This is a genomic window from Streptomyces sp. NBC_00464 (genome assembly GCF_036013915.1).
In the GTDB taxonomy this organism is placed as follows: Bacteria; Actinomycetota; Actinomycetes; order Streptomycetales; family Streptomycetaceae; genus Streptomyces.
Genome location: NZ_CP107899.1, coordinates 5,948,766 through 5,972,822, shown reverse-complemented (window position 1 = coordinate 5,972,822; position 24,057 = coordinate 5,948,766). Strand labels below are relative to the sequence as shown.

Genomic DNA, 24,057 nt, shown 5'->3' with positions numbered 1-24,057 from the left:
TTGTACGGGACGTCTGTGTGCCGTGATCAGACCGTCAGGGAACGGTCCGTCGGGCGGATCGGGGCCGGCAGTGCGCTGGCTCCGGTCAGGAAGCGGTCCACGCCGCGTGCCGCGGAGCGGCCCTCGGCGATGGCCCACACGATGAGGGACTGGCCGCGGCCTGCGTCACCGGCGACGAACACGCCGCCGACGTTGGTGGCGTAGTCGTCGTCACGGGCGACGTTGCCCCGCGCGTCGAGCTCCAGACCGAACTGCTGGACCAGGCCGTTGGCCTGGTCCGTGCCGGTGAAGCCCATCGCGAGGGTGACCAGCTGTGCGGGGATCTGCCGCTCGGTGCCGGGCTTCTGCTCCAGCTTACCGTCCTTGAACTCCACCTCGACGAGGTGGAGGGCCTGGACGTTGCCGTCCTCGTCGCCCTCGAAGTGGGTGGTGGAGACGGAGTACACCCGCTCGCCGCCCTCCTCGTGCGCGGAGGTGACCTTGTAGAGCATGGGGAAGGTCGGCCAGGGCTGGTTGGCGTTCCGGTCCTCGCCCGGCTGGGGCATGATCTCCAGCTGCGTGACGGAGAGCGCGCCCTGGCGGTGGGCGGTGCCGACGCAGTCGGCGCCGGTGTCGCCGCCGCCGATGACGACGACGTGCTTGCCCTCGGCGGTGATCGGGGAGACCGTCAGGTCGCCCTCCTGCACCTTGTTGGCGAGCGGCAGGTACTCCATCGCGAAGTGCACGCCGTTCAGCTCACGGCCCGGGACGGGCAGGTCGCGGGAGACGGTGGCGCCGGCGGCGATGACGACGGCGTCGTAGCGGCGCCGCAGCTTCGCGGCGTCGACGTCCTTGCCGACCTCGACCTCGGTGCGGAACTTGGTGCCCTCCGCGCGCATCTGCTCGATGCGGCGGTTGATGTGCGACTTCTCCATCTTGAACTCGGGGATGCCGTACCGGAGGAGTCCCCCGATGCGGTCCGCGCGCTCGTAGACGGCGACGGTGTGGCCGGCCCGGGTCAGCTGCTGGGCGGCGGCGAGTCCGGCCGGGCCGGAGCCGATGACGGCCACGGTCTTGCCGGAGAGGCGCTCGGGCGGCTGCGGGGTGACGTCTCCGCGGTCCCACGCCTGGTCGATGATGGAGACTTCGACGTTCTTGATGGTGACGGCCGGCTGGTTGATGCCGAGCACACACGCCGACTCGCACGGGGCCGGGCAGAGCCGCCCGGTGAACTCCGGGAAGTTGTTCGTGGCGTGCAGGCGCTCGGACGCGGCGGTCCAGTCCTCGCGGTAGGCGTAGTCGTTCCACTCGGGGATGAGGTTTCCGAGCGGACAGCCGTTGTGGCAGAACGGGATGCCGCAGTCCATGCAGCGGCCGGCCTGCTTGCTGATGATCGGGAGCAGCGAGCCCGGAACGTAGACCTCGTTCCAGTCCTTGACGCGCTCGCCGACGGGGCGGGTCTTGGCGACCTCGCGTCCGGTGGTCAGGAAGCCCTTGGGGTCAGCCATTGGTCGCCGCCTCCATCATCTTCTCGGTGGTCTCCTGCTCGGAGAGACCGGCGAGCTCAGCGGCGTCCTTGGCGGCGAGCACTGCCTTGTAGGTGGACGGGATGATCTTGCTGAAGCGGGCCACCGAGGCGTCCCATTCGGCGAGAAGCTTTTCGGCGACCGTGGATCCGGTCTCCTCCTGGTGGCGGCGCACGACGTCGTGCAGCCACTGCCTGTCGGTGTCGGAGAGCTCCTCGACCGCGCCGAGGTTCCCGACGTTGACGTTGTCGCGGTTCAGGTCGATGACGTACGCGACACCGCCCGACATGCCGGCCGCGAAGTTGCGTCCGGTCTCGCCGAGGACGACGGCGTGTCCGCCGGTCATGTACTCGCAGCCGTGGTCGCCCACGCCTTCCGAGACGACCGTGGCGCCGGAGTTGCGGACGCAGAAGCGCTCACCGGTGCGGCCGCGCAGGAACAGTTCGCCGCCGGTGGCGCCGTAGGCGATGGTGTTGCCCGCGATGGTGGAGTACTCGGCGAGGTGGTCGGCGCCGCGGTCGGGGCGGACGACGACGCGGCCGCCGGAGAGGCCCTTGCCGACGTAGTCGTTGGCGTCGCCCTCCAGACGCAGCGTCACACCGCTGGGGAGGAAGGCGCCGAAGGACTGGCCCGCGGAGCCGGTGAAGGTGATGTCGATGGTGTCCTCGGGCAGGCCCGCACCGCCGAACTTCTTCGTGACCTCGTGACCGAGCATGGTGCCGACGGTCCGGTTGATGTTGCGGATCGCGACCTGTGCGCGGACCGGCAGGGCGGACTCGGCGCTGTCGGCGTTCAGGGCGTCGGCGGCGAGCTTGATCAGCTCGTTGTCGAGGGCCTTGGCCAGACCGTGGTCCTGCTCGGCGACCTGGTGACGGACGGCGCCTTCGGCCAGCTCGGGGACGTAGAACAGGGGCTTGAGGTCGAGGCCCTGTGCCTTCCAGTGCGTGATGGCACGGTCGGTGTCCAGGAACTCGGCGTGCCCGACGGCCTCTTCGATCGTACGGAAGCCGAGCTCGGCGAGGATCTCGCGGACTTCCTGTGCGATGAACTCGAAGAAGTTGACGATGTACTCGGCCTTGCCGGAGAAGCGGTCGCGCAGGACCGGGTTCTGGGTGGCGATGCCGACCGGGCAGGTGTCGAGGTGGCAGACGCGCATCATGACGCAGCCGGAGACGACGAGCGGAGCGGTCGCGAAACCGAACTCCTCGGCGCCCAGCAGTGCGGCGATGACGACGTCGCGGCCGGTCTTGAGCTGGCCGTCGGTCTGCACGACGATGCGGTCGCGCAGCCCGTTGAGCAGCAGGGTCTGCTGGGTCTCGGCGAGGCCGAGCTCCCAGGGGCCGCCCGCGTGCTTCAGGGAGGTGAGCGGGGATGCGCCCGTTCCGCCGTCGTGGCCGGAGATGAGGACGACGTCCGCGTGCGCCTTGGAGACACCGGCGGCGACCGTGCCCACACCGACCTCGGAGACCAGCTTCACGTGGATGCGGGCCGCCGGGTTGGCGTTCTTGAGGTCGTGGATCAGCTGAGCCAGGTCCTCGATGGAGTAGATGTCGTGGTGCGGCGGCGGGGAGATCAGACCGACACCCGGGGTGGAGTGCCGGGTCTTGGCGACCCACGGGTAGACCTTGTGGCCGGGCAGCTGGCCGCCCTCGCCGGGCTTGGCACCCTGCGCCATCTTGATCTGGATGTCGTCCGCGTTGACGAGGTACTCGCTGGTCACACCGAAGCGGCCGGAGGCGACCTGCTTGATGGAGGAGCGGCGTGCCGGGTCGTAGAGCCGGTCGGCGTCCTCGCCGCCCTCGCCGGTGTTGGACTTGCCGCCCAGCTGGTTCATGGCGATGGCGAGGGTCTCGTGCGCCTCGCGGGAGATCGAGCCGTACGACATGGCGCCGGTGGAGAAGCGCTTAACGATGTCGGAGACGGACTCGACCTCGTCGATGTCGATCGCCTCGCGGTCCGACGCGAAGCCGAAGAGGCCGCGGAGCGTCATGAGGCGCTCGGACTGCTCGTTCACCCGGTCCGTGTACTTCTTGAAGATGTCGTACCGGCGGTTGCGGGTGGCGTGCTGGAGGCGGAAGACCGTCTCCGGGTCGAACAGGTGCGGCTCGCCCTCGCGGCGCCACTGGTACTCGCCGCCGATCTCCAGCGCGCGGTGCGAGGCGGAGATGCCGGTGGCGGGGTAGCCCTTGGCGTGCCGGGCGGCGACCTCCTTGGCGACGACGTCGAGTCCGGCGCCGCCGATCTTGGTGGCGGTGCCGTTGAAGTACCGGTCGACGAAGGACTGGTCGAGGCCGACGGCCTCGAAGACCTGGGCGCCGCGGTAGGAGGCGACGGTGGAGATGCCCATCTTGGACATGACCTTCAGGACGCCCTTGCCCAGGGCGTAGATGAGGTTGCGGATGGCCTGTTCGGCCTCGATGCCCTCGATGAAGGTGCCGGCCCGGACGAGGTCCTCGACGGACTCCATGGCCAGGTACGGGTTGACCGCGGCGGCGCCGTAGCCGATCAGCAGCGCGACGTGGTGGACCTCGCGGACGTCACCGGCCTCGACCAGCAGGCCCACCTGGGTGCGCTGCTTGGTGCGGATGAGGTGGTGGTGGACGGCCGAGGTGAGCAGCAGCGACGGGATCGGCGCGTGCTCGGCGTCGGAGTGCCGGTCGGACAGGACGATCAGGCGGGCGCCGTCCTCTATGGCGGCGTCGACCTCGGTGCAGATCTCCTCGATCCGCGCGGCCAGTGCCTCGCCGCCGCCGCCGACCCGGTAGAGGCCGGAGAGCGTGGCGGCCTTCATGCCCGGCATGTCGCCGTCGGCGTTGATGTGTATGAGCTTGGCCAGCTCGTCGTTGTCGATCACCGGGAAGGGCAGCGTGACGCTGCGACATGCCGCGGCGGTCGGCTCCAGGAGGTTGCCCGCGGGGCCCAGCGTGGAGCGCAGCGAGGTGACGAGCTCCTCGCGGATGGCGTCCAGCGGCGGGTTGGTGACCTGGGCGAACAGCTGGGTGAAGTAGTCGAAGAGCAGCCGGGGGCGCTCGGAGAGCGCGGCGATCGGCGAGTCCGTGCCCATGGAGCCCAGCGGTTCACCGGCGGTGCGGGCCATCGGGGCGAGGAGGACGCGGAGCTCTTCCTCGGTGTAGCCGAAGGTCTGCTGGCGGCGGGTGACCGAGGCGTGGGTGTGGACGATGTGCTCCCGCTCGGGGAGGTCCTCCAGCTCGATCTCGCCGGTCTCCAGCCAATCCTGGTACGGCTTCTCGGCGGCGAGGGACGCCTTGATCTCGTCGTCCTCGATGATGCGGTGCTCGGCGGTGTCGACGAGGAACATCTTGCCGGGCTGGAGGCGGCCCTTGCGGACGACCTTGGCGGGGTCGATGTCCAGGACGCCGACCTCGGAGGAGAGCACGACGAGGCCGTCGTCGGTGACCCAGTAGCGGCCGGGGCGCAGACCGTTGCGGTCGAGGACCGCGCCGACCTGGACGCCGTCGGTGAAGGTGACGCAGGCCGGGCCGTCCCAGGGCTCCATCATCGTGGAGTGGTACTGGTAGAAGGCGCGCCGGGCCGGGTCCATGGAGTCGTGGTTCTCCCACGCCTCGGGGACCATCATCAGGACCGAGTGCGGCAGCGAACGGCCGCCGAGGTGGAGCAGCTCCAGGACCTCGTCGAAGGAGGCCGAGTCGGAGGCGTCCGGGGTGCAGACGGGGAAGATCCGGTCGAGCTGCGCCTCGCCGAAGAGGCTGGAGGCGAGCTGGGACTCGCGGGCCTTCATCCAGTTGCGGTTGCCCTTGACCGTGTTGATCTCGCCGTTGTGCGCGACGAAGCGGTACGGGTGGGCGAGCGGCCAGCTGGGGAAGGTGTTGGTGGAGAAGCGGGAGTGGACCAGCGCGACCGTGGTGGCGAAGCGGCGGTCGGAGAGGTCCGGGAAGAACGGCTCCAGCTGCCCGGTGGTGAGCATCCCCTTGTAGACGATCGTGCGGGCGGAGAGCGACGGGAAGTAGACCCCGGTCTCACGCTCGGCGCGCTTGCGCAGCACGAAGGCCTTGCGGTCCAGGACGATGCCGGTGCTCTCGCCGTCCGCGACGAAGAGCTGGCGGAACTCGGGCATGGTGGCGCGGGCGCCGTTGCCGAGGATGTCGGGGGTGACCGGGACCTCGCGCCAGCCGAGGACCTTGAGGCCTTCTTCGGCGGCGATCTTCTCGAGGTTGCGGACGGCCTCGGTGGAGTCGTCCGCGGGCAGGAACGCGATGCCGACGGCGTACGCGCCGGCCTCGGGGAGGTCGAAGGGGACCTCTTCGCGGAGGAAGGTGTCCGGGACCTGGAGCAGGATTCCGGCACCGTCACCGGAGTCGGGCTCGGATCCGGTGGCGCCTCGGTGTTCGAGGTTGCGCAGTACGGTCAGCGCCTGCTCGACCAGCTCGTGGCCGGCCACACCGGTCAGAGTGGCTACGAACCCGACACCGCAGGCGTCGTGCTCGTTGCGGGGGTCGTACATCCCCTGCTGGGCGGGGCGACCGTCCATGGGCGACCAGGCGTCGGTGCGCATCGGCTCTCCCGTCGTCGTCGTGGCATTTTCAGTGCCGAGGGACGACGTTGGCCCTCTGCGAAATTTCGTGCAGATTACATGATGGGACGCTTCTCAAAAAGCGGATAGATCGTTCCAACATACGGACACCGTCGTGACGGTGAAGGGGGTCGCAGTCGGAGGATCGGCGCCCGGGGAGACCGCAGAGAGCAGGCGTCGTTGCCTGCGGTGTCTACGGCTCATGCCCGGCGGCAAAGGAAACGAAACCGCCAGGTAACGACTACTTATGTGTAGCCCTGCATAGAGTCTCATTTTACGTCGCGTACGGCCGATCCGCCCAGTGGCGGTGATCAGGACGTACGTCACACGGATGGCGCATACGTTACGGCCACGTGCACCGGGCGGTGTACGTGGCCGTGGATGGTGCCGGGCGAAGGCTCAGCCTCCGACGGCGACCCCGAACAGTGCGCCCAGGCCATAGGTGATCGCGGCCGCCGCGCCGCCGAGCAGCAGCTGGCGCAGCCCGCTGAACCACCAGCTGCGGGCCGTCACCCGGGCCACGACCGCGCCGCAGCCGAAGAGTCCGACCAGGGCGAGCAGCACGGCGGGCCACATCGCGTCCGCGCCGAGCAGGAACGGCAGTACGGGCAGGAGCGCGCCCAGGGCGAAGGCGCCGAACGAGGACACGGCGGCGACGAGGGGTGACGGCAGGTCGCCCGGGTCGATGCCGAGCTCCTCGCGGGCGTGGATCTCCAGGGCCTGTTCGGGGTCGCGCGACAGCTGACGGGCGACCTCGCGGGCCAGGTGCCGCTCGACTCCGCGGGACTCGTAGAGCTCGGCGAGCTCCCGCTCCTCGTCCTTGGGGTGCTTGCGCAGCTCCCGCCGCTCGACATCGAGTTCGGCCTCGACGAGCTCGCGCTGCGAGGCGACGGAGGTGTACTCGCCTGCCGCCATCGAGAAGGCGCCCGCGGCCAGCCCGGCCAGTCCGGTGATCACGATGGTGCGGTGCGAGACCGCACCGCCCGCGACACCGGTCATCAGGGCGAGGTTCGAGACGAGCCCGTCCATGGCACCGAACACCGCCGGACGCAGCCAGCCACCGTTGACATCACGGTGGGTGTGGTTGTCCCGGTGCGCCTCGTGCAGTACGGCGTCGGTCTCGATGATGGACACAGCTCTCCCCTTCTCCGGCAGCGGACCTGGTGCGCTCCGCCCCGCTCGACATCATCGAAAGTACGCACGAAAAATGGCTCCCGCCAGCAAGGCAGGCCGTACTTACCACCCTCCGTAATCGCATAGGTACGCCTTGCCTTGCTGTCCGAAGGCCGTCATCCGAGTGGCCCTTTTGTAGTGATAACCGGCCTTTGTCGTGGCTTCGCGTGGCACAGATCCCACAGGGACGAGTACTGGCTCGCTGCGAGCGAAGGGTCGACGCGATGGAGCTGACCGCAGGAAATCCGGCAGGGCCGCGGACGAGCGGCGCACGGGAGGCGGTGCGCGGGGCTCCGGACCCGGCCGGTCAGGCCCGGGGCAGCCTCGGCGACCGGGCCAGGGGCGCGCTGCTGGGCCTCGCGGTCGGCGACGCGCTGGGCGCTCCCGCGGAGAACATGCGGCCCTCGGAGATCCGCCGCCGCTGGGGCCGGATCGAGGGCTTCGTGAGCGACGATCCGGCGGGCACGGACGACACGGAGTACGCGATCTTCTCCGGGCTGCTGCTGGCCCGGCACGGCTCCGCGCTGACCGTCACCCATGTCGAGCGGGCCTGGCACCTGTGGATCGCCGATCTGGACGAGGGTCCGTTCCGCGGCGCCGGTTTCAGCGAGCGGGGCACGCTGGAGAACCTGCGCCGCGGCCTGGCCGCCCCGATCTCCGCCCAGCACCGGCACGCCTGGAGCGACGGCCTGGCGATGCGGGCGGCCCCCTTCGGCGTCTTCGCGGCCGGCCGGCCCGCAGAGGCGGCACGGCTGGTCGCGGTGGACGGCCGGGTCAGCCACGAGGGCGAGGGCATCTACGGCGGCCAGGCGGTGGCGGCCGGGGTCGCGGCCGCGATGACGGGGTCCGGGGTCACCTCCGTGATCGCCGCCGCGCTCTCCGTCGTCCCCATGGACTCCTGGACGGCACGCTCGCTGCGCCGGGCGGTCACGGCCGCGCAGCACCCGTATCCCGACCGCCTCACGAGGGAACGGGCGGTGCGCTCGGCCGTCGTCATCGGCGGATACCCGTGGACGGACCTGGCGCCGGAGGCGGTGGGCCTGGCCTTCGGCGCGTTCGCGGCGGCGCGCGGGGACTTCCGTACGGCGGTGCTGATGGCGGTCAACATGGGCCGCGACGCCGACACGACCGCCGCGGTGGCGGGCGCCCTGGCCGGTGCGCTGCACGGGGCGTCCGCCATCCCGCGCAACTGGGCGGACGCGATCGGCCCGGTCCGCGGCAGCTGCCTCCCGTCGATGCGCGGCTACCACGTCCTGGACATCGCGGAACTGCTCACCCCGGACGAGCCGGAGGAGCGGGGCGGGGACGGTCCTCCCGCCGCCGGGGCCCGCCGGGACGACGTCCCCGCAACGGTGGTGGGGCGATGACCACGGCCAGGGACGCCTCCTGTACCGCGCACTCCGGCGTCGCCACGTATCCGGACGACGGGAGCGCACACCGCGGCGAGGTCTCCCCCGCCCGCCCGGCCGCAGTCACAGCGCGCCGGGCCCGGATCGAGGGACTGCTGCTCGGGCTGGCCGCCGGGGACGCGGCCGGGTGGCCGGCCGCGCGACACCGGGCGGCCCGGATGCCGGAGTGGACCCGGCGCCTGACCCGCGAGCTCGACACCTTCGCCGAGCAGAACGCGACGACCACACTGCCCGTCCCCATCGCGCTCAACCAGCCGCCCGAGCCCCTGCGGCTCGGCCCGTCCGACGACGCCGAATGGGCGGCGTTCGCCGCCGGGACCGTGCTCACCTCGGCGGCGGGTGCGCTGCAGGGGCTGAGCCCCGGACGCCGGATGCGGGCCGCCGTGGACGCCGCGTGGAACGCGCTGGCCGCCGAGGTCGCCGCGGCCGCCGCCCGGGCGCCCGAGGTCGAGTCGGCGGTGCTGCCGCTGCGGGCGCGGATCTCGGTCCGGGCCGGGCTCGGCAACCTCGCCGCCGGTCTCCGCCCGCCCGCCACCGGCCACGACAACCCGCACTACTTCGACGACGCGGCGTGTGTGCGCGCCGCCGTGCTGGCCGTCGTGCACCCCGGTGACCCCGAGGCGGCGGCCGACCTCGCGGAGTTCGACGCGCGCTACACCCAGGACGGCGACGGGGTGCACGGGGCGCGGGCGATGGCCGCGGCGATCGCCGAGGCGCTCGGCGGTGCGGACGTGGACACCACGGTGAACGCCGCGCTCGCCCAGCTCCCCGAGGGCACCGAGATCGCCCGCAACGCCGCCCACGCGGTCCGCATCGCCCGCGACTTCGCCGGTGAGCGGGCCGGTGCGTTCGCCCTCGTACCGGTGCTGGAGCATCAGATCGTCGACCACGTCTACAGCTACGGGATCGCCGCGGCCGAAACGGTCCCCGTCGCCCTCGCCCTGGCCACCGCGGCCCGCGGAGACATCGCACAGGCGGTGCCGTCGGCGGCCTGCCTGTCCCGGGTCGCCGACTCGGCGCCCGCACTGGCCGGCGCGCTCACCGGGGCGCTGGGATCGATCACCACCGTGCCCGCCGGCTGGCGCGAGGCGTGCCGCACCCTGGCGGGGTGCGCGCTGCCCCGTTTCGCGGGCACGGATCTGATCGAACTCGCCGGGCTGCTGGCAGACACGGAACCGGTACCCCTGGGTGGACAATTCGGACATGACATCCACCGCGCCCCCGGCGCCCACGAGGTCCGCACCCCCCACGACGCCCGCGGCGCCCACCCTGGATGAACGGATCGCCGGCGCGCTCGTCGGCGCAGCCGTCGGCGACGCGCTCGGCGGTCCGGTCGAGGGCTACTCCCCTGAGCAGATCGTGGCGCGCCACGGCGGGCGGGTCGCCGGCGTCGTCGGTCCCTGGGCCGGCGACGACTGGCGCACCGCCCGCCCCGTCGCCCCGTACCACAAGGGCGACGGTCACGTCACCGACGACACCTTGATGACCCATGCGCTGATCCGGGTGTACGGAAAGGTCCGCGGGCATCTCGACGCGTACTCCGTCGCCGACCACCTCGTACCGGAACTCATCTCGAATCCCCGCTGGATTCCGGAGCTGGAGGCCGAGGCGCTGCCGCTCCAGCGGATCTTCCTCGCCGAGAAGTGGATCGTCGCCCGGCTGCACTACGGCCACGTCGACCCGCGCGAGGCGGGCTCGGGGAACATCGTCAACTGCGGGGCTGCGATGTACATGGCGCCGGTGGGCCTGGTGAACGCGGCCCATCCGCAGGCCGCGTACGCCGAGGCTCTGGATGTCGCGGGCGCCCATCAGTCGTCGTACGGGAGGGAGGCGGCCGGAGTCTTCGCGGCTGCCGTCGCCGCAGCCTGCGCCCCGGGCGCGACGCCCGCGAGCGTCGTCGAGACCTGTCTGTCGCTGGCCAAGGACGGGACCCGGGCCGCGATCGAGGCGGTCTGCGCAACGGCCGGCCGGTACCGGGACTTCGAGTCGGCGATCGCCCCGCTGCGGGAGGCCGTCGCCCCCTTCGACACGGTCGGCCCCGACTACCGTGCCCCCTCGCTCGGCGCCCGCCGCCCGTCCCGGCTGCACGCCATCGAGGAACTTCCCGTCGCGCTCGGGATGCTGCTGGTCGCGGACGGGGACTACCGGCAGGCGGTCCTCGGTTCGGTCAACTACGGGCGGGACTGCGACTCGATCGCCACGATGAGCGGAGCGATCGCGGGCGCACTGCACGGCGAGCGGGCGATCCCGGCAGACTGGGCGGCGACGGTCGGCGAGGCCAGCCGGCTCGATCTGCACGCCCCGGCCCGCGCCCTGGCCGAGGTCGCCCGCGAGGTGTTCGCGCACGACACGGCCCGCCGCCGCGCCCACGAGGCCGCCTTCGCCACGCTGGCGGACCGGCCATGACCGCGACGGTGCGGGTCACCTGGGTCCAGCCCGAGGATCTGGTCGGGCACGAGCTGCGGCAGGCGGCCGAGGACGGGCGGGACGTCCGGGACATCGAGCGCCGGTGGTACGAGGCCGGCGGCTCGCCCGCGCCGGACCGTGCGGGCGCCTCGGCACCCCCGGTGCCTCCTGGGCTGCGCGCGGTCGCCGGGCATCTGCTGGACGAACTCGCCCTGCTGGAATCGCCGTTGGCGGATGACGAACCCACCGCTCTCGACGCGGTCCGGGATGCCTGCCCGCACTGGCCGCGCCCACGCACGGAGCCGGGCACCGTGGAACGCGAGCGGCTGCACGCGGCCTGGCTGGGCCGCGCCGCCGGCTGCCTGCTGGGCAAACCGGTCGAGAAGCTGCCGCTGGAGGGCATCCGCGCCCTGGCCCGCGCCACCGGCAACTGGCCGCTGAGCACCTGGTTCACCGCCAGGGGGCTGCCCCCTGCGCTCGCGGCCACGTATCCCTGGAACCGGCGCTCCGCACCCACCTCGCTGGCCGAGAACATCGACGGGATGCCCGAGGACGACGACCTCAACCACCCGTTGCTCACGGTGCTGTTGCTCCAGCGGTACGGCAGCGCCTTCACCACCGCCGACCTGGCCAGGCTCTGGCTGGAGGAGCTTCCGGCGGGCCGGACGTTCACCGCCGAACGGATCGCGTACCGCAATCTGCTCGACGGCCTCGAACCGCCGGACACCGCCCGCCACCACAATCCGTTCCGGGAGTGGATCGGGGCGCAGATCCGCGCCGATGTGCACGGCTGGACCCATCCCGGCGACCCGGCCGCGGCGGCGGAACAGGCCCACCGCGACGCGGTCCTCACCCACACCGGGAACGGGGTGTACGGCGCGATGTTCACCGCGGCGGCGCTCGCCGAGGCGGCCGGGGGCGAGGCCGATGTGCACGGGTGTCTCGCCGCCGGGCTGCGCGTGGTGCCCCCGCGCTCCCGGTTCGCCCACGCCGTACGGGACGGCATCGCCACGGCCCGCGAGGAGAAGCGTTTCGATACGGTCGTCGACCGGTTGCACGAGGCGTACGGCAGGTATCACTGGGTGCATGTGCTGCCCAACGCGGCTCTGCTCGCCGCCGCCCTCACCCATGCCGACGGCGACTTCACCGGCTCGATCTGCCGTGCGGTGTCCGGCGGCTGGGACACCGACTCCAACGGGGCGACCGCCGGTTCGCTCGCCGGGCTGCTGGCCGGGCGGCCGGACGCGCTGCCCGACCGGTGGACCACCCCGCTGAAGAACCGGCTCGCCACGTCCGTCACCGGATTCGACTCGGTCGGCTTCGACACCCTCGCCGACCTGACCCACCGGCTCACCCGGATCACCCGGCTCACCCACGAGGAGGCACTCCGCCCATGACCAAAGTCGCGGTGCTCGGCAGCACCAATATGGATCTTGTGGCCTACGTCGACCGGGCCCCGGAGCGCGGGGAGACCGTCACCGGGCGGGAGTTCCGCACCATTCCCGGCGGCAAGGGCGCCAACCAGGCCGTCGCCGCCGCCCGCGCGGGCGGCGACGTGATGATGATCGGCGCGGTGGGCGACGACGAGTACGGCCTCCGGATGAGGGAGAACCTGGAGCAATCGGGCGTCGACACCGATCTGCTGCACACCGCCGAAGGACCCAGCGGCACCGCGCACATCGTGGTCGACGGCAAGGGCTCCAACGCCATCGTCGTCATCCCCGGCGCCAACGGCACCGTCACCGCGCTCGGACCGGGCGAGATCGCCACGATCGCCGAGGCCGATCTGCTGCTGCTCCAGCTGGAACTGCCGCTGTCCGCCGTGATCGAGGGGGCGCGGGCCGGTCACGCCCAGGGGGTACGGACGGTCCTCACCCCGTCCCCCGTACAGCAGCTGCCCGCCGAACTCCTCGACTGCGTCGACCTGCTGATCGCCAATGAGCACGAGGCGGCCGAACTGTCGGGGCACGCCGAACCGCACGCGGCGGCCGAGGTCCTGCTCAGCCAGGTGCCCGCCCTCGTCATCACGCTCGGCTCGAAGGGCTGCCTGTACGCGGCACGGGGCAGCCAGACCGTCCACTTCCCCGCCCCCGAGGTGACCGCAGTCGACACCACCGGGGCCGGGGACACCTTCGTCGGCACACTCGCGGTGGCGCTCGGCGAGGGGCGGCCGGTGCCACAGGCCATCGCCTGGGCCTCGTCGGCCGCCGCGCTCTGCGTGCAGAAGCCCGGCGCGTCCGTCTCCATGCCGTACCGCAGCGAAATCGACGCCGCATGAGCGCGCCGGGAGCGCCGCCCCTGACCGGGCTGCGGGTCATCGATCTCGCCACGCTGTTCGCGGGTCCCCTGTGCGCCACCATGCTGGGCGACTTCGGCGCCGATGTGATCAAGGTCGAGCATCCGGTCCGGCCCGATCCGTCCCGGGGGCACGGGCCGACGAAGGACGGGATCGGCCTGTGGTGGAAGCTGCTCGGCCGCAACAAGCGGAATCTGACCCTCGACCTGTCCTGCCCGGACGGCCGTGATCTCCTGCTGCGGCTCGCCGCGGACACCGACGTGATCATCGAGAACTTCCGGCCGGGCACCCTGGAGCGGTGGGGGCTCGGACCGGCGGAACTGCACGCCGTCAACCCACGGCTGGTGCTGGTCCGGGTCACGGGCTTCGGCCAGTTCGGCCCGTACGCCCACCGGCCCGGCTTCGGCACGCTCGCGGAGGCGATGAGCGGGTTCGCGGCGATCACCGGGGAGCCGGACGGTCCTCCGACGCTGCCGCCGTTCGGTCTCGCCGACTCGATCGCGGCGCTCGCCACGTCGTTCGCCGTGATGGCGGCGCTGGCCGGCCGGGACCGTACGGGCGTGGGCCAGGTCGTCGACATGGCGATCATCGAACCGATCCTCACCGTGCTCGGCCCGCAACCGCTCTGGTACGACCAGCTGGGATACGTCCAGCCGCGCACCGGCAACCGTTCCCGCAACAACGCCCCGCGCAACACCTACCGCACCTCGGACGGGCAGTGGGTGGCCGTCTCCACCTCGGCGCAGTCCGTCGCGGAACGCGTGATGCGCCTGGTGGGCCGGGCGGAGCTGATCGACGAGCCGTGGTTCGCCTCGGGCACCACCCGGGCCGAGCACAGCGACGAACTCGACGAGGCGGTCGGCCACTGGATCGCGCGGCGCACCCGGGACGAGGCGGTCTCCGCGTTCGAGAAGGCGGAGGCTGCCATCGCGCCGATCCACGACATCCGTGACGTGATGGAGGACCCGCAGTACCGGGCTCTGGACTCCATCACGGAGGTCGACGACCCGGAGCTGGGCCCGCTGCGGATGCAGAACGTCCTCTTCCGGCTCTCCGGCACCCCCGGGGGGATCCGCTGGGCGGGGCGGCCGCACGGGGCGGACACCGACGAGATCCTCACCGGGCTCGGGCTGAGCGGCGAGGAGATCGCGGCACTGCGGTCGGAGCGTGTCCTATGACCGCCGAGACCCCGCTGACCTGGCTGTACGTCCCCGGTGACCGGCCCGATGTGGTGCGCAAGGCCCGTGATGCGGGGGCGGACGTGGTGATCGTCGACCTGGAGGACGCGGTCGCCCCCGACCGCAAGGAGTACGCACGGTCGGCCACGGTCGAGCTGCTCTCCGAACCGGCCTCCTCCCCCACCGCGCCGCCGGTCCATGTCCGGGTCAACGACGAGACGGACGTGCTGGCCCTGGCCGGGCTGCCGGGCCTCGCCGGGCTGCGGCTGCCGAAGATCACACACGCGGCGTCCGTCCATCACATCGCGGCGCTGGCCCCGGGGGTCGCACTCTGTCCGCTGCTGGAGTCGGCCCTCGGCATCGAGCACGCGTACACGGTGGCCTCCGCCCATCCGCAGGTGCGTTCCATCGCCCTCGGCGAGGCGGATCTCCGGGCGGATCTGGGGGTACGGGACGATGCCGGGCTCGACTGGTCGCGCAGCCGGGTGGTGGTCGCCGCCCGGGCGGCCGGTCTTGCCCCGCCCATCCAGTCGGTGTTCCCGGACGTCCGGGACCTGGACGGGCTGTGGGCGTCCTGCGCCCATGGACGGGCGCTCGGATTCCTCGGCCGGGCGGCGATCCATCCCCGGCAGATTCCGGTGATCGAGCGGGCGTTCCGGCCGACGCCGCAGGAGGTCGAGGCCGCGCAGCAGATCGTCGAGGCGGCCCGGGTCCAGGCGGGCGCGCTGGCCCTGCCGGACGGCCGCTTCGTCGACGCGGCGGTGGTGGCCCAGGCCCACCGCACGCTTGCCCTGGCGGGACGGGGGCGGTGAGCGGTGCCGGGCAACGCTGAGCGGGCGGCGCCCGACGGTCCGCCTTGTCCTCAATCGCCGGACGGGCTTGATGGCAGCCCGGCCCATCAGAACCAAGCCGTCCGGCGATTGAGGACACCGTGCCGCAGGCACGGACATGACGAGGGGCCGCCGAATCGTTCGGCGGCCCCTCGGCCTCGTGTGCGCGGCGTCGGCGTCAGCCCTTGGCCGTCTCCGCCTCACCGTTCGTCTTCGGCGCGTCCTCGTCGGCGTCGGCCGCGGTCTCGGCCTCGACCGGCTTCGAGTCGGCGGACTCCGTGTCGCCGCCCTCGGCCTCGCCGGACTCCGCGTCCTCGGCGCCCTTGGCGTCAACCGCCTCCGGCTCCCCCGGCTCGACGATCTCCTCGCGCCCCGGCCGTACCTTCGCCGAGATCACGATGTAGACCACCGCCAGCACGAACACGATCAGCGCGGTCCACACGTTCAGACGCAGGCCCAGGATGTGGTGGGCCTCGTCGACACGCATGTACTCGATCCAGGCGCGGCCCGCGCAGTACGAGGCGACGTACAGCGCGAACGCCCGCCCGTGTCCGAGCTTGAAGCGGCGGTCCGCCCAGATCACCAGGAGCGCCACGCCGATGCACCACAGCGACTCGTACAGGAAGGTCGGGTGGTAGGTGCCGGCGACCCGGTTCGGGCCCTCGCTGATCTTCAGCGCCCACGGGACGTCGGTCTCGCGGCCGTACAGCTCCTGGTTGAACCAGTTGCCCCAGCGGCCGCAGGCCTGGGCCAGGGCGATGCCGGGTGCGAGCGCGTCGGCCCAGGCGGGCAGCGGGATCCCGCGGCGGCGGCAGCCGATCCAGGCACCGACCGCGCCGAGCGCGATGGCACCCCAGATACCGAGGCCGCCCTGCCAGATCTTGAAGGCGTCGACCCAGTTCTCACCGTCACTGAAGTACAGCTGATAGTCGGTGATGACGTGGTAGAGCCTGCCTCCGACCAGGCCGAAGGGCACGGCCCAGACGGCAATGTCGGCAACAGTGCCGGCTCTGCCGCCTCGGGCGACCCAGCGCTTGTTGCCGAACCAGACGGCGACGAAGACACCGATGATGATGCAGAACGCGTAGCCGCGGAGCGGGATCGGTCCAAGATCGATCACGCCGGTCGACGGGCTGGGAATGTAGGCAAGATTCATGGCATCGTCGACGCTACCCTGCCGGGCGGGACGTACGGCAACCCGCCCGACAACGTCTGGGTAACGAGCCGGTCATCGATTCCCCCGGTTGCGCGGCTCTCAGGAGCCGGAGGGGGCCGGTGTGACGGTGCCCGGCTTCTTGCCCTTGTTGGCCTCGGCGACCCACTTCTTCAGGTTGGCCACGGTGATCGGCTCGTCCCCCTTCTTCGGGAAGATCGACTCTCCGTTGAGCAGCGCCGTCGGTGTGCCCTGGAATCCGCCCTTCTCGAACGCGGTGTTGGACTTCTCCACCCAGGCGTCGTGCGCGCCGTCCTCCACGCAGCTGCGGAACGTGGGCGTGTCGAGCCCCTCGACCTTCTTGGACAGGTCGATCAGTTTGCTGTTGTCGCCGAAGGCGTCGTCGGACTCCTGCGGCTGGTTGCGGTACAGGACGTCGTGGTACGCGGGGAACTTGCCGGCGTCCTGGGCGCAGGCCGCCGCGTTGGCCGCCTTGAGCGAGCCGCTGCCGCCGAGATTGCCGTCGATCAGGGTGGCGAAGTGGTATTCGACCTTGAGCTGCCCGCTCTGCTCCATCTGGTGGATCGTGTCGCGGAAGGCGTTCTCGAACTGGGCGCAGACCGGGCAGCGGAAGTCCTCCCAGACCGTGAGCGTGGACGGGGCGTCGTCCGCTCCCACCGGAATGGTCAGGCTGTCCTTGCCGGTCGCGCCGGACGGCGCGACGGCGGGGCCGGACGCCTTGTCCTTGTCGCCCTTGCCGCCGGTGTTCGCCGCGATCACGCCGACGACGGCGGCCAGTCCCAGCACCCCCACCACGGCCGCGGAGACGATCAGCGTGCGGCGTCGGCGGTCGTGCGCCTTCGCCTGCTCGCGCTGCTGGATCAGCCGGTCTCGCGCGGCCCTTTTTCCCTCTTGGTTCTTCTCGCTCACACCCGCAGCAACGAACCGGGGAGGCACTCGCGTGCCTCCCCGGTCCCAGGTCCACCCATTCGGGTGAGGAAGGGTGTCAGCGCTTTCGAACACCTTCGGCCAGATCGGCCGCCAGTGAGCGGACGGCGGCCAGGCCTGCCGCCTCGTCGGGAGCGTCCAGCATCCGCTTGACGAAGGCGGAGCCGACGATGACGCCGTCGGCGAAGCCCGCGACCTCTGCGGCCTGGTCGGCGTTGGACACGCCGAGGCCGACGCAGACCGGGAGGTCGGTGGTGGCACGGGTGCGCCCCACCAGGTCCTGGGCCTGCTCGCCGACGGAGACCCGGGTGCCGGTGACCCCCATCAGCGACGCCGCGTAGACGAAGCCGGAGCCGGCCGCCGTGATGGTCGCGAGGCGCTCGTCCTTGCTGCTGGGCGCGACGACGAACACGGTCGCGAGACCGTGCTTGTCCGCGTGCTCGCGCCACAGTGCGGACTCCTGGACCGGAAGGTCGGGCAGGATGCACCCGGCGCCGCCGGCCTCGGCGAGCTCGGCGGTGAAGCGCTCGACGCCGTACCGGTCGATCGGGTTCCAGTACGTCATGACGAGGATCGGGATGCCCGTCGCCTCGTGCGCCTCGCGGACCGTACGCATCACGTCGGCGATCCGCACGCCGCCGCGCAGCGCGATGTCGTCCGCGGTCTGGATGACGGGGCCGTCGAGCACGGGGTCGCTGTGCGGCAGCCCCACCTCGACGACGTCGGCGCCGCCTGCGGCCACGGCCTTGATGGCCTCGATGGCGCCGTCCACGGTCGGGAAGCCGGCGGGCAGGTACGCGATCAGCGCGGCCCGGTCCTCGGCCCGCGCGGTGGCGAGCGTGGTGTTCAGCAGCTCGATGTTGCCGCTCACTTGACGTCCCCCTCGATCTCGGCGCCTTCGCTGTCCGCGTCGGCCTCGACGGCCGCGTCCGCTTCGTACAGGCCGAAGTAGCGCGCTGCCGTGTCCATGTCCTTGTCGCCGCGTCCGGACAGGTTGACCAGGATCAGGCCGTCCTTGCCGAGCTCCTTGCCGACCTCCAGGGCACCGGCCAGCGCGTGTGCGCTCTCGATCGCCGGGATGATCCCCTCGGTGCGGGAGAGCAGGCGCAGCGCCTGCATGGCGGCGTCGTCGGTGACGGCGCGGTACTCGCCCCGGCCGATGTCCTTCAGGTACGCGTGCTCAGGGCCGATGCCCGGGTAGTCCAGACCGGCCGAGATGGAGTACGGCTCGGTGATCTGGCCCTCGTCGTCCTGGAGGACGTAACTGCGCGAGCCGTGCAGGATGCCGGGCTCGCCCGCGGTCAGGGTCGCCGCGTGCTCGCCGGTCTCCACGCCGTGCCCGGCGGGCTCGCAGCCGATGAGGCGGACGCCCGCGTCGGGGATGAGGGCGTGGAAGAGGCCGATGGCGTTGGAGCCGCCGCCGACGCAGGCGATGGCGGCGTCCGGCAGCCGGCCGGCCCGTTCCAGGATCTGGCGCCGGGCCTCGACGCCGATCACGCGGTGGAAGTCGCGGACCATCGCCGGGAAGGGGTGCGGGCCCGCGACCGTACCGAAGAGGTAGTGGGTGCGGTCCACGTTGGCGACCCAGTCGCGGAACGCCTCGTTGATGGCGTCCTTGAGCGTGCGGGAGCCGGACTTCACGGCGATGACCTCGGCGCCGAGCATCCGCATGCGCGCCACGTTCAGCGCCTGCCGTTCGGTGTCGATCTCGCCCATGTAGATGGTGCATTCGAGGCCGAAGAGCGCGCAGGCGGTCGCGGTGGCGACGCCGTGCTGACCGGCTCCGGTCTCGGCGATGACGCGGGTCTTGCCCATGCGCTTGGTGAGGAGCGCCTGGCCCAGCACGTTGTTGATCTTGTGTGAGCCGGTGTGGTTGAGGTCCTCGCGCTTGAGGAAGATCCGGGCACCGCCGGCGTGCTCGGCGAAGCGCGCGACCTCGGTCAGGGCGCTGGGCCGGCCCGTGTAGTTCACCATGAGCTCGTTGAGCTCGGCGGCGAAGGCCGGGTCCGCCTTGGCCTTGTCGTACTCGACGGCGACCTCGTCCACGGCGGCGACGAGCGCCTCCGGGATGAACTTTCCGCCGTACGCACCGAAGTAGCCTTCGGCGCTGGGGATCAGACCTTCCGGGTCCGGAATGAAGAAGTCGGACGACATCTCGACGTGCTCCTCGGCATGGCAGTGGGTGGGTTCACCGTATGCGCCGTGAGCGGAGCGCCGCCGCGGCCGTCGGTGGCCGGGCGGTGCGGTCGTGCGGTTCCGCCGGGTGGGGCGGGTGCGACGGCCGGGGCTCGCTCTACTGCGCGGGCCCCGTGCGCCATCGCATGCCGTTGACCTGACCGGGCTCGTCGCCGATCACGTACCGCACCCGCCGGCCGTGCACGCGGCGTGCGGGGGCGCGGCAGCCGCGGGGGCGGCAGCCGCGCGCCAGCGGCGCGTGCGGGTCGCGTCCCGTCGACCGGGCGGGGCGGAGGCCTGCCCGGGGTCGGAGCGCGGAACGGTCGGCGGACACGGGTGGGGTCAGCTCCGTCCGTGCCGGAGCGCCGGGTGGGCGCCGGCGGCGACCAGGTCGGCGACGGCCGCCCGCGGGTCGCGGCCGGTGACCAGCGACTCGCCGACCAGCACGCCGTCGGCGCCGGCGTTGGCGTAGGCGATGAGGTCGTGCGGGCCGCGGACGCCGGACTCGGCGATCTTGACGATGTGGTCGGGGATCTCGGGTGCGACGCGCTCGAAGGTGGAGCGGTCGACCTTGAGGTCCTTCAGGTTGCGGGCGTTGACGCCGATGATCTTCGCGCCGGCGTCCACCGCGCGCTCCGCCTCCTCCTCGTCGTGCGCCTCGACCAGCGGCGTCAGGCCGATGGACTCGGCGCGCTCGATCAGGGAGACGAGGGCCTCCTGGTCGAGGGCGGCGACGATCAGCAGGGCGAGGTCGGCGCCGTAGGCGCGTGCCTCCCACAGCTGGTACGAGGTGACGATGAAGTCCTTGCGCAGGATCGGGATGTCGACCTTGGCGCGGACGGCCTCCAGGTCGGCCAGCGATCCGCCGAAGCGGCGCTCCTCGGTGAGGACGGAAATGACGGACGCGCCGCCGGCCTCGTAGTCCGCGGCGAGCGCGGCAGGGTCGGCGATGGCGGCCAGGGCGCCCTTGGAGGGGCTGGAGCGCTTGACCTCGCAGATGACGGTCACGCCCTCGCCGCGCAGGGCGGCGACTCCGTCCTTGGCCTGGGGAGCGCGGGCCGCGCGTTCCTTGAGCTCGTCGAGGCTGACGCGCGCCTGCCGCTCCGCGAGGTCGGCGCGAACGCCGTCGATGATCTCGTCGAGCACACTCACGCGAGAGGCCCCCTTCCGGGACGTTGACAAGGGAACAGGATTGGCCATGCCGATGGTATCCGCAGGAGGCCGATGGGCCCGCATCCGGCCGGTGGATGTCCCACTACCTGGGCATTCACGGCGCCAGCGCCGATCCGAACGGCAGGTTCCGGACCACGGAGAAGATCAGCAGTACGGCTCCGATCCCCCACCAGTGGACCGGTTTCAGGTCGATCCGCAGCGGCCGCCCGGCGGCCGCGCGAACCATCCAGAGGACCCAGAGCACGGCGAAGGCGGCGTAGCCGATGACGGCGGCGGCGTTGGAGCCGAGCGCCGCCGCGATGTCGCCGTGCGCGAAGGCGTGGGCGCTGCGCAGCCCGCCGCAGCCGGGGCAGTAGATGCCGGTGAACCGGAGCAGCGGACAGACCGGGTAGTGCCCCGGTTCGTTCGGGTCGACGGTGCCGACGTAGGCGAAGGCCCCGACGACTACGGCCAGGACGGCGGCCGGGGTGGCGATCCGCCGCAGCCGTGAGGCGGGGACGGGAGCGGGCCGGAAGGCCGGCGGGGGCCCTGGGTGGCCGGGCGTCGGTGGCGGGCCGGGCACCGGCTGGGGGCCGGCCACCGGCGGAGCGGCGGGAGTAGGCGATGCGTCCACTCGGTGATTGTCGCCGCTGATACGGAAAGGCGCAGCCCGGGCCGGGCTGCGCCTTGCGCGCGTGCGTCCTCGAAAGGGGTTCAGGAGGTCTGGGCCTGCCCGGCGCGGGCCCTGGCCGCTGCCAGCTCCGCCGATTCCTTGGGCATGCCGAGGCCGGCGGCCTTCATCGCGAGGCCGACGATCCCGCCGACGAAGACGACGACGATTCCGGCCCAGAAGCCGAGGGGGTTGGCCGCGACCATGAAGACGCCCGCGATGCAGAAGCCGATGAAGGCGATGATGACACCGGTCCAGGCGGCCGGGGTGTGTCCGTGGCTGCTGCCCGCCATGAGTTGCTCCTCGTTGGTGTTGCGCTGTTGGTATCGCTGGGGGTCGCCGCAACCGTGCCGCTGTGCTGCGGGCTCATGGTCATTGTCCCGTACGCGCGGGTGCGACGTGAGCTGGGGGTCATGCCTCGCGCGTCGGGTCCTCGCCGCGGTCCAGGGCCTTCCACAGGTCCTCGGGCCGGTCGGGGTCCGGAGTGGCGCGGGGGGCCTTGCGGGGGCGCGGGGTGCCGTCGCGCTCGTACCGTCCGGACATCGTGGGCCAGCGGCTGCCGAAGCGCAGGGCGAGGAGCCCGGCGAGCAGGATCAGCAGGCCGCCCGCCGCGGTGACGTAGGGCCAGGCGGTGTGGCTGAGGGCCTCGATGGAGGCGGAGGTGTCGCCGGTGGTCTGCGCGGCCTTCTCGTCGAGTGCGGCGCTGTCGGATGCGCCGAGGTAGGCGCTCAGTGCGGCGCCGAGGCCGCTGAGGGCCAGCAGTCCCGCGACGGCCAGCCGGCCGGCGCCGCGGACGGCGAAGACGGCGACGAGGGCGGCCAGGCCGACGATGGCGAGGGCCGCGGGAAGGCCGGTGACGTCCTGTCCGTCGGCGTTCAGCGCCAGGGTGCCGCCGCCGACCGCGGCCTTGCCGCCGGCCCAGTTCTGCCCGGAGGCGAGCAGGACGACGGTGGCTCCGGCCGCCCCGAGGAGCAGGCCGGCTGCCAGACTTCGGCGGCTGCCCGCGCTGTCGGGCGCGACGGCGGCTTCGGCACGGGGCTGGGGTACGGGGACGGCGCTCACGTACTCCACTATCCCTTACGTCCCCGCGGTGGCCGACCGCCCCCCGTGTGCCGGCCGTCTCAGTTGCCGCGGAGCCGGTTCGCGGTGTGGACGGCGCGCAGCACCGCCGCGGCCTTGTTGCGGCATTCGGTGTCCTCGGCGACGGGGTCGGAGTCGGCGACGACACCGGCCCCGGCCTGGACGTACGCCGTGCCGTCCCGCAGCAGCGCGGTACGGATCGCGATGGCGGTGTCGGAATCCCCTGCGAAGTCGAGGTAGCCGACGCAGCCGCCGTACAGTCCGCGGCGGGTGGGTTCGAGCTCCTCGATGATCTGCATGGCTCGCGGCTTCGGGGCGCCGGAGAGGGTGCCCGCCGGGAAGCACGCGGTGAGGACGTCGAAGGCGGTGCGGCCCTCGGCGACGCGGCCGGTGACGGTGGACACGATGTGCATCACGTGCGAGTACCGCTCGATCGACATGAAGTCGACGACCTCGACGCTGCCGGGCTCGCAGACCCGCCCCAGGTCGTTGCGGCCGAGGTCGACGAGCATCAGGTGCTCGGCGCGTTCCTTCGGGTCGGCGAGGAGTTCGTCGGCGAGCGCCTGGTCCTCCTGCGGGGTGGCGCCGCGGTGCCGGGTGCCGGCGATCGGGTGCACCATCGCACGGCCGTCCTCGACCTTGACGAGGGCCTCGGGGCTGGAGCCGGCGACGTCGAAGCCGTCGAAGCGGAAGAGGTACATGTACGGCGAGGGGTTGGTGGCGCGCAGCACCCGGTACACGTCCAACGCGCTGGCCGTGCACGGGGTTTCGAAGCGCTGGGAGGGGACGACCTGGAAGGCTTCGCCGGCCCGGATGCGCTCCTTCACGTCCTCGACGGCGTCCTGGTACGCCTTGCCGCCCCACAGGGCGGTGTACGGCGGGAGTTCGGAGGGCGGCAGGGCGGCCGGGGCGTTCTCTACGGGGCGGCGCAGGTCCTGTTCCATGGCGTCGAGCCGGGCGACGGCGTCGGTGTACGCCTCGTCGACGCCGGTGGCCAGGTCGTTGTGGTTGATCGCGTTGGCGATCAGCAGGACGCTGCCGTCCCAGTGGTCGAGGACGGCGAGGTCGGAGGTGAGCAGCATCGTCAGCTCGGGGAGCTTCAGGTCGTCGCCGCCGCTCTCGCCGATCTTCTCCAGCCGGCGCACGATGTCGTATCCGAGGTAGCCGACCATGCCACCGGTGAAGGGCGGGAGTCCCGATTCCGGGTCGTGCGGGGTGTGCAGGGTCTCGATGGTGGCGCGCAGGGCCTGGAGCGGGTCGCCGTCGACGGGGACGCCGACCGGTGGGGTGCCGAGCCAGTGGGCCTCGCCGTCGCGGGTGGTGAGCGTGGCGGCGCTGCGTACGCCGATGAAGGAGTAGCGCGACCAGGTGCGGCCGTTCTCCGCGGACTCCAGGAGGAAGGTGCCGGTGCGCTCGGCCGCGAGCTTGCGGTAGAGGCCGACCGGGGTGTCGCCGTCCGCGAGGAGCCGGCGGGTGACGGGGATGACGCGCCGGTCGACGGCCAGCTTGCGGAACGTGTCGAGATCCATG

20 protein-coding genes are annotated in these 24,057 nt (G+C 72.1%); 7 read left to right on the top strand and 13 right to left on the bottom strand.

The genetic code is table 11. The features are described from left to right. Positions 1 to 26: 26 nt before the first annotated feature. The 3 genes from OG912_RS26850 to OG912_RS26840 form a co-directional block, all read right to left on the bottom strand. The gene (locus tag OG912_RS26850) at positions 27 to 1,487 is read right to left on the bottom strand and encodes a glutamate synthase subunit beta (RefSeq protein ID WP_327711595.1); all 1,461 of its coding nucleotides are present in this window, start codon (positions 1,485 to 1,487) and stop codon (positions 27 to 29) included. Next, a complete protein-coding gene (gene gltB / locus OG912_RS26845; protein ID WP_327711594.1) occupies positions 1,480 to 6,039 on the bottom strand; it encodes a glutamate synthase large subunit in 4,560 nt (1,519 codons plus the stop codon). Before gltB ends, OG912_RS26850 begins: the two co-directional genes overlap by 8 nt. A gap of 417 nt (positions 6,040 to 6,456) precedes the next feature. Then, complete coding sequence (locus OG912_RS26840; protein ID WP_326735658.1) at positions 6,457 to 7,191, bottom strand: VIT1/CCC1 transporter family protein; 735 nt, start codon at positions 7,189 to 7,191, stop codon at positions 6,457 to 6,459. 263 nt (positions 7,192 to 7,454) lie between these two features. Between OG912_RS26840 and OG912_RS26835 the strand changes: the two genes are divergently transcribed. From OG912_RS26835 to OG912_RS26805, 7 genes are read left to right on the top strand one after another with little or no spacing between them, the layout of a single operon-like run. Beyond that, positions 7,455 to 8,597, top strand: a complete 1,143-nt coding sequence (locus OG912_RS26835; protein WP_327713553.1) for an ADP-ribosylglycohydrolase family protein — start codon at positions 7,455 to 7,457, stop codon at positions 8,595 to 8,597. Then, positions 8,594 to 9,916 carry an ADP-ribosylglycohydrolase family protein gene (locus tag OG912_RS26830; RefSeq protein ID WP_327711593.1) on the top strand — a complete coding sequence of 441 codons (1,323 nt, stop codon included), beginning with the start codon at positions 8,594 to 8,596 and terminating at the stop codon, positions 9,914 to 9,916. Before OG912_RS26835 ends, OG912_RS26830 begins: the two co-directional genes overlap by 4 nt. Then, positions 9,843 to 11,045, top strand: coding sequence for an ADP-ribosylglycohydrolase family protein (locus OG912_RS26825; RefSeq protein WP_327711592.1), 1,203 nt, complete (start codon positions 9,843 to 9,845; stop codon positions 11,043 to 11,045). The genes OG912_RS26830 and OG912_RS26825 overlap by 74 nt, the downstream gene beginning before the upstream one ends. Beyond that, positions 11,042 to 12,442: an ADP-ribosylglycohydrolase family protein gene (locus OG912_RS26820; protein WP_327711591.1), complete on the top strand. Its 1,401-nt coding sequence runs from the start codon at positions 11,042 to 11,044 to the stop codon at positions 12,440 to 12,442. The genes OG912_RS26825 and OG912_RS26820 overlap by 4 nt, the downstream gene beginning before the upstream one ends. Continuing rightward, positions 12,439 to 13,323 (top strand): ribokinase, encoded by an 885-nt coding sequence (gene rbsK, locus OG912_RS26815; RefSeq protein WP_327711590.1) that lies wholly within the window; start codon positions 12,439 to 12,441, stop codon positions 13,321 to 13,323. The genes OG912_RS26820 and rbsK overlap by 4 nt, the downstream gene beginning before the upstream one ends. Beyond that, complete coding sequence (locus tag OG912_RS26810) at positions 13,320 to 14,519, top strand: CaiB/BaiF CoA transferase family protein (protein ID WP_326735664.1); 1,200 nt, start codon at positions 13,320 to 13,322, stop codon at positions 14,517 to 14,519. Before rbsK ends, OG912_RS26810 begins: the two co-directional genes overlap by 4 nt. Further along, on the top strand, positions 14,516 to 15,331 hold the full coding sequence (locus OG912_RS26805) for an HpcH/HpaI aldolase/citrate lyase family protein (RefSeq protein WP_326735665.1): 816 nt from the start codon (positions 14,516 to 14,518) through the stop codon (positions 15,329 to 15,331). Before OG912_RS26810 ends, OG912_RS26805 begins: the two co-directional genes overlap by 4 nt. 196 nt (positions 15,332 to 15,527) lie before the next feature. Here the strand turns inward: OG912_RS26805 and lgt are convergent, their stop codons facing one another. From lgt to OG912_RS26755, 10 genes are all read right to left on the bottom strand, one after another. Beyond that, entirely contained in the window at positions 15,528 to 16,505 is a 978-nt protein-coding gene (gene lgt / locus OG912_RS26800; RefSeq protein WP_327711589.1) for a prolipoprotein diacylglyceryl transferase, read from the bottom strand. 99 nt (positions 16,506 to 16,604) lie between these two features. After that, a complete protein-coding gene (locus OG912_RS26795) occupies positions 16,605 to 17,432 on the bottom strand; it encodes a thioredoxin domain-containing protein (protein WP_327711588.1) in 828 nt (275 codons plus the stop codon). 76 nt (positions 17,433 to 17,508) lie between these two features. After that, entirely contained in the window at positions 17,509 to 18,321 is an 813-nt protein-coding gene (gene trpA, locus OG912_RS26790) for a tryptophan synthase subunit alpha (RefSeq protein WP_327711587.1), read from the bottom strand. Beyond that, a complete protein-coding gene (gene trpB / locus OG912_RS26785; protein WP_326735669.1) occupies positions 18,318 to 19,604 on the bottom strand; it encodes a tryptophan synthase subunit beta in 1,287 nt (428 codons plus the stop codon). Before trpB ends, trpA begins: the two co-directional genes overlap by 4 nt. 139 nt (positions 19,605 to 19,743) lie before the next feature. Next, the gene (gene trpM, locus OG912_RS26780; RefSeq protein ID WP_327711586.1) at positions 19,744 to 19,959 is read right to left on the bottom strand and encodes a tryptophan biosynthesis modulator TrpM; all 216 of its coding nucleotides are present in this window, start codon (positions 19,957 to 19,959) and stop codon (positions 19,744 to 19,746) included. Positions 19,960 to 19,967: 8 nt separating this feature from the next. Continuing rightward, entirely contained in the window at positions 19,968 to 20,777 is an 810-nt protein-coding gene (gene trpC / locus OG912_RS26775; protein WP_326735670.1) for an indole-3-glycerol phosphate synthase TrpC, read from the bottom strand. A gap of 115 nt (positions 20,778 to 20,892) precedes the next feature. Continuing rightward, the gene (locus OG912_RS26770; RefSeq protein ID WP_443061026.1) at positions 20,893 to 21,411 is read right to left on the bottom strand and encodes a DUF2752 domain-containing protein; all 519 of its coding nucleotides are present in this window, start codon (positions 21,409 to 21,411) and stop codon (positions 20,893 to 20,895) included. A gap of 80 nt (positions 21,412 to 21,491) precedes the next feature. Then, positions 21,492 to 21,740 carry an HGxxPAAW family protein gene (locus OG912_RS26765; protein ID WP_148022565.1) on the bottom strand — a complete coding sequence of 83 codons (249 nt, stop codon included), beginning with the start codon at positions 21,738 to 21,740 and terminating at the stop codon, positions 21,492 to 21,494. Positions 21,741 to 21,858: 118 nt separating this feature from the next. Beyond that, the gene (locus OG912_RS26760) at positions 21,859 to 22,518 is read right to left on the bottom strand and encodes a TIGR02234 family membrane protein (RefSeq protein ID WP_327711585.1); all 660 of its coding nucleotides are present in this window, start codon (positions 22,516 to 22,518) and stop codon (positions 21,859 to 21,861) included. 50 nt (positions 22,519 to 22,568) lie between these two features. Continuing rightward, positions 22,569 to 24,056 (bottom strand): anthranilate synthase component I, encoded by a 1,488-nt coding sequence (locus tag OG912_RS26755; protein ID WP_327711584.1) that lies wholly within the window; start codon positions 24,054 to 24,056, stop codon positions 22,569 to 22,571. Between the last annotated feature and the right edge of the window lies 1 nt (position 24,057).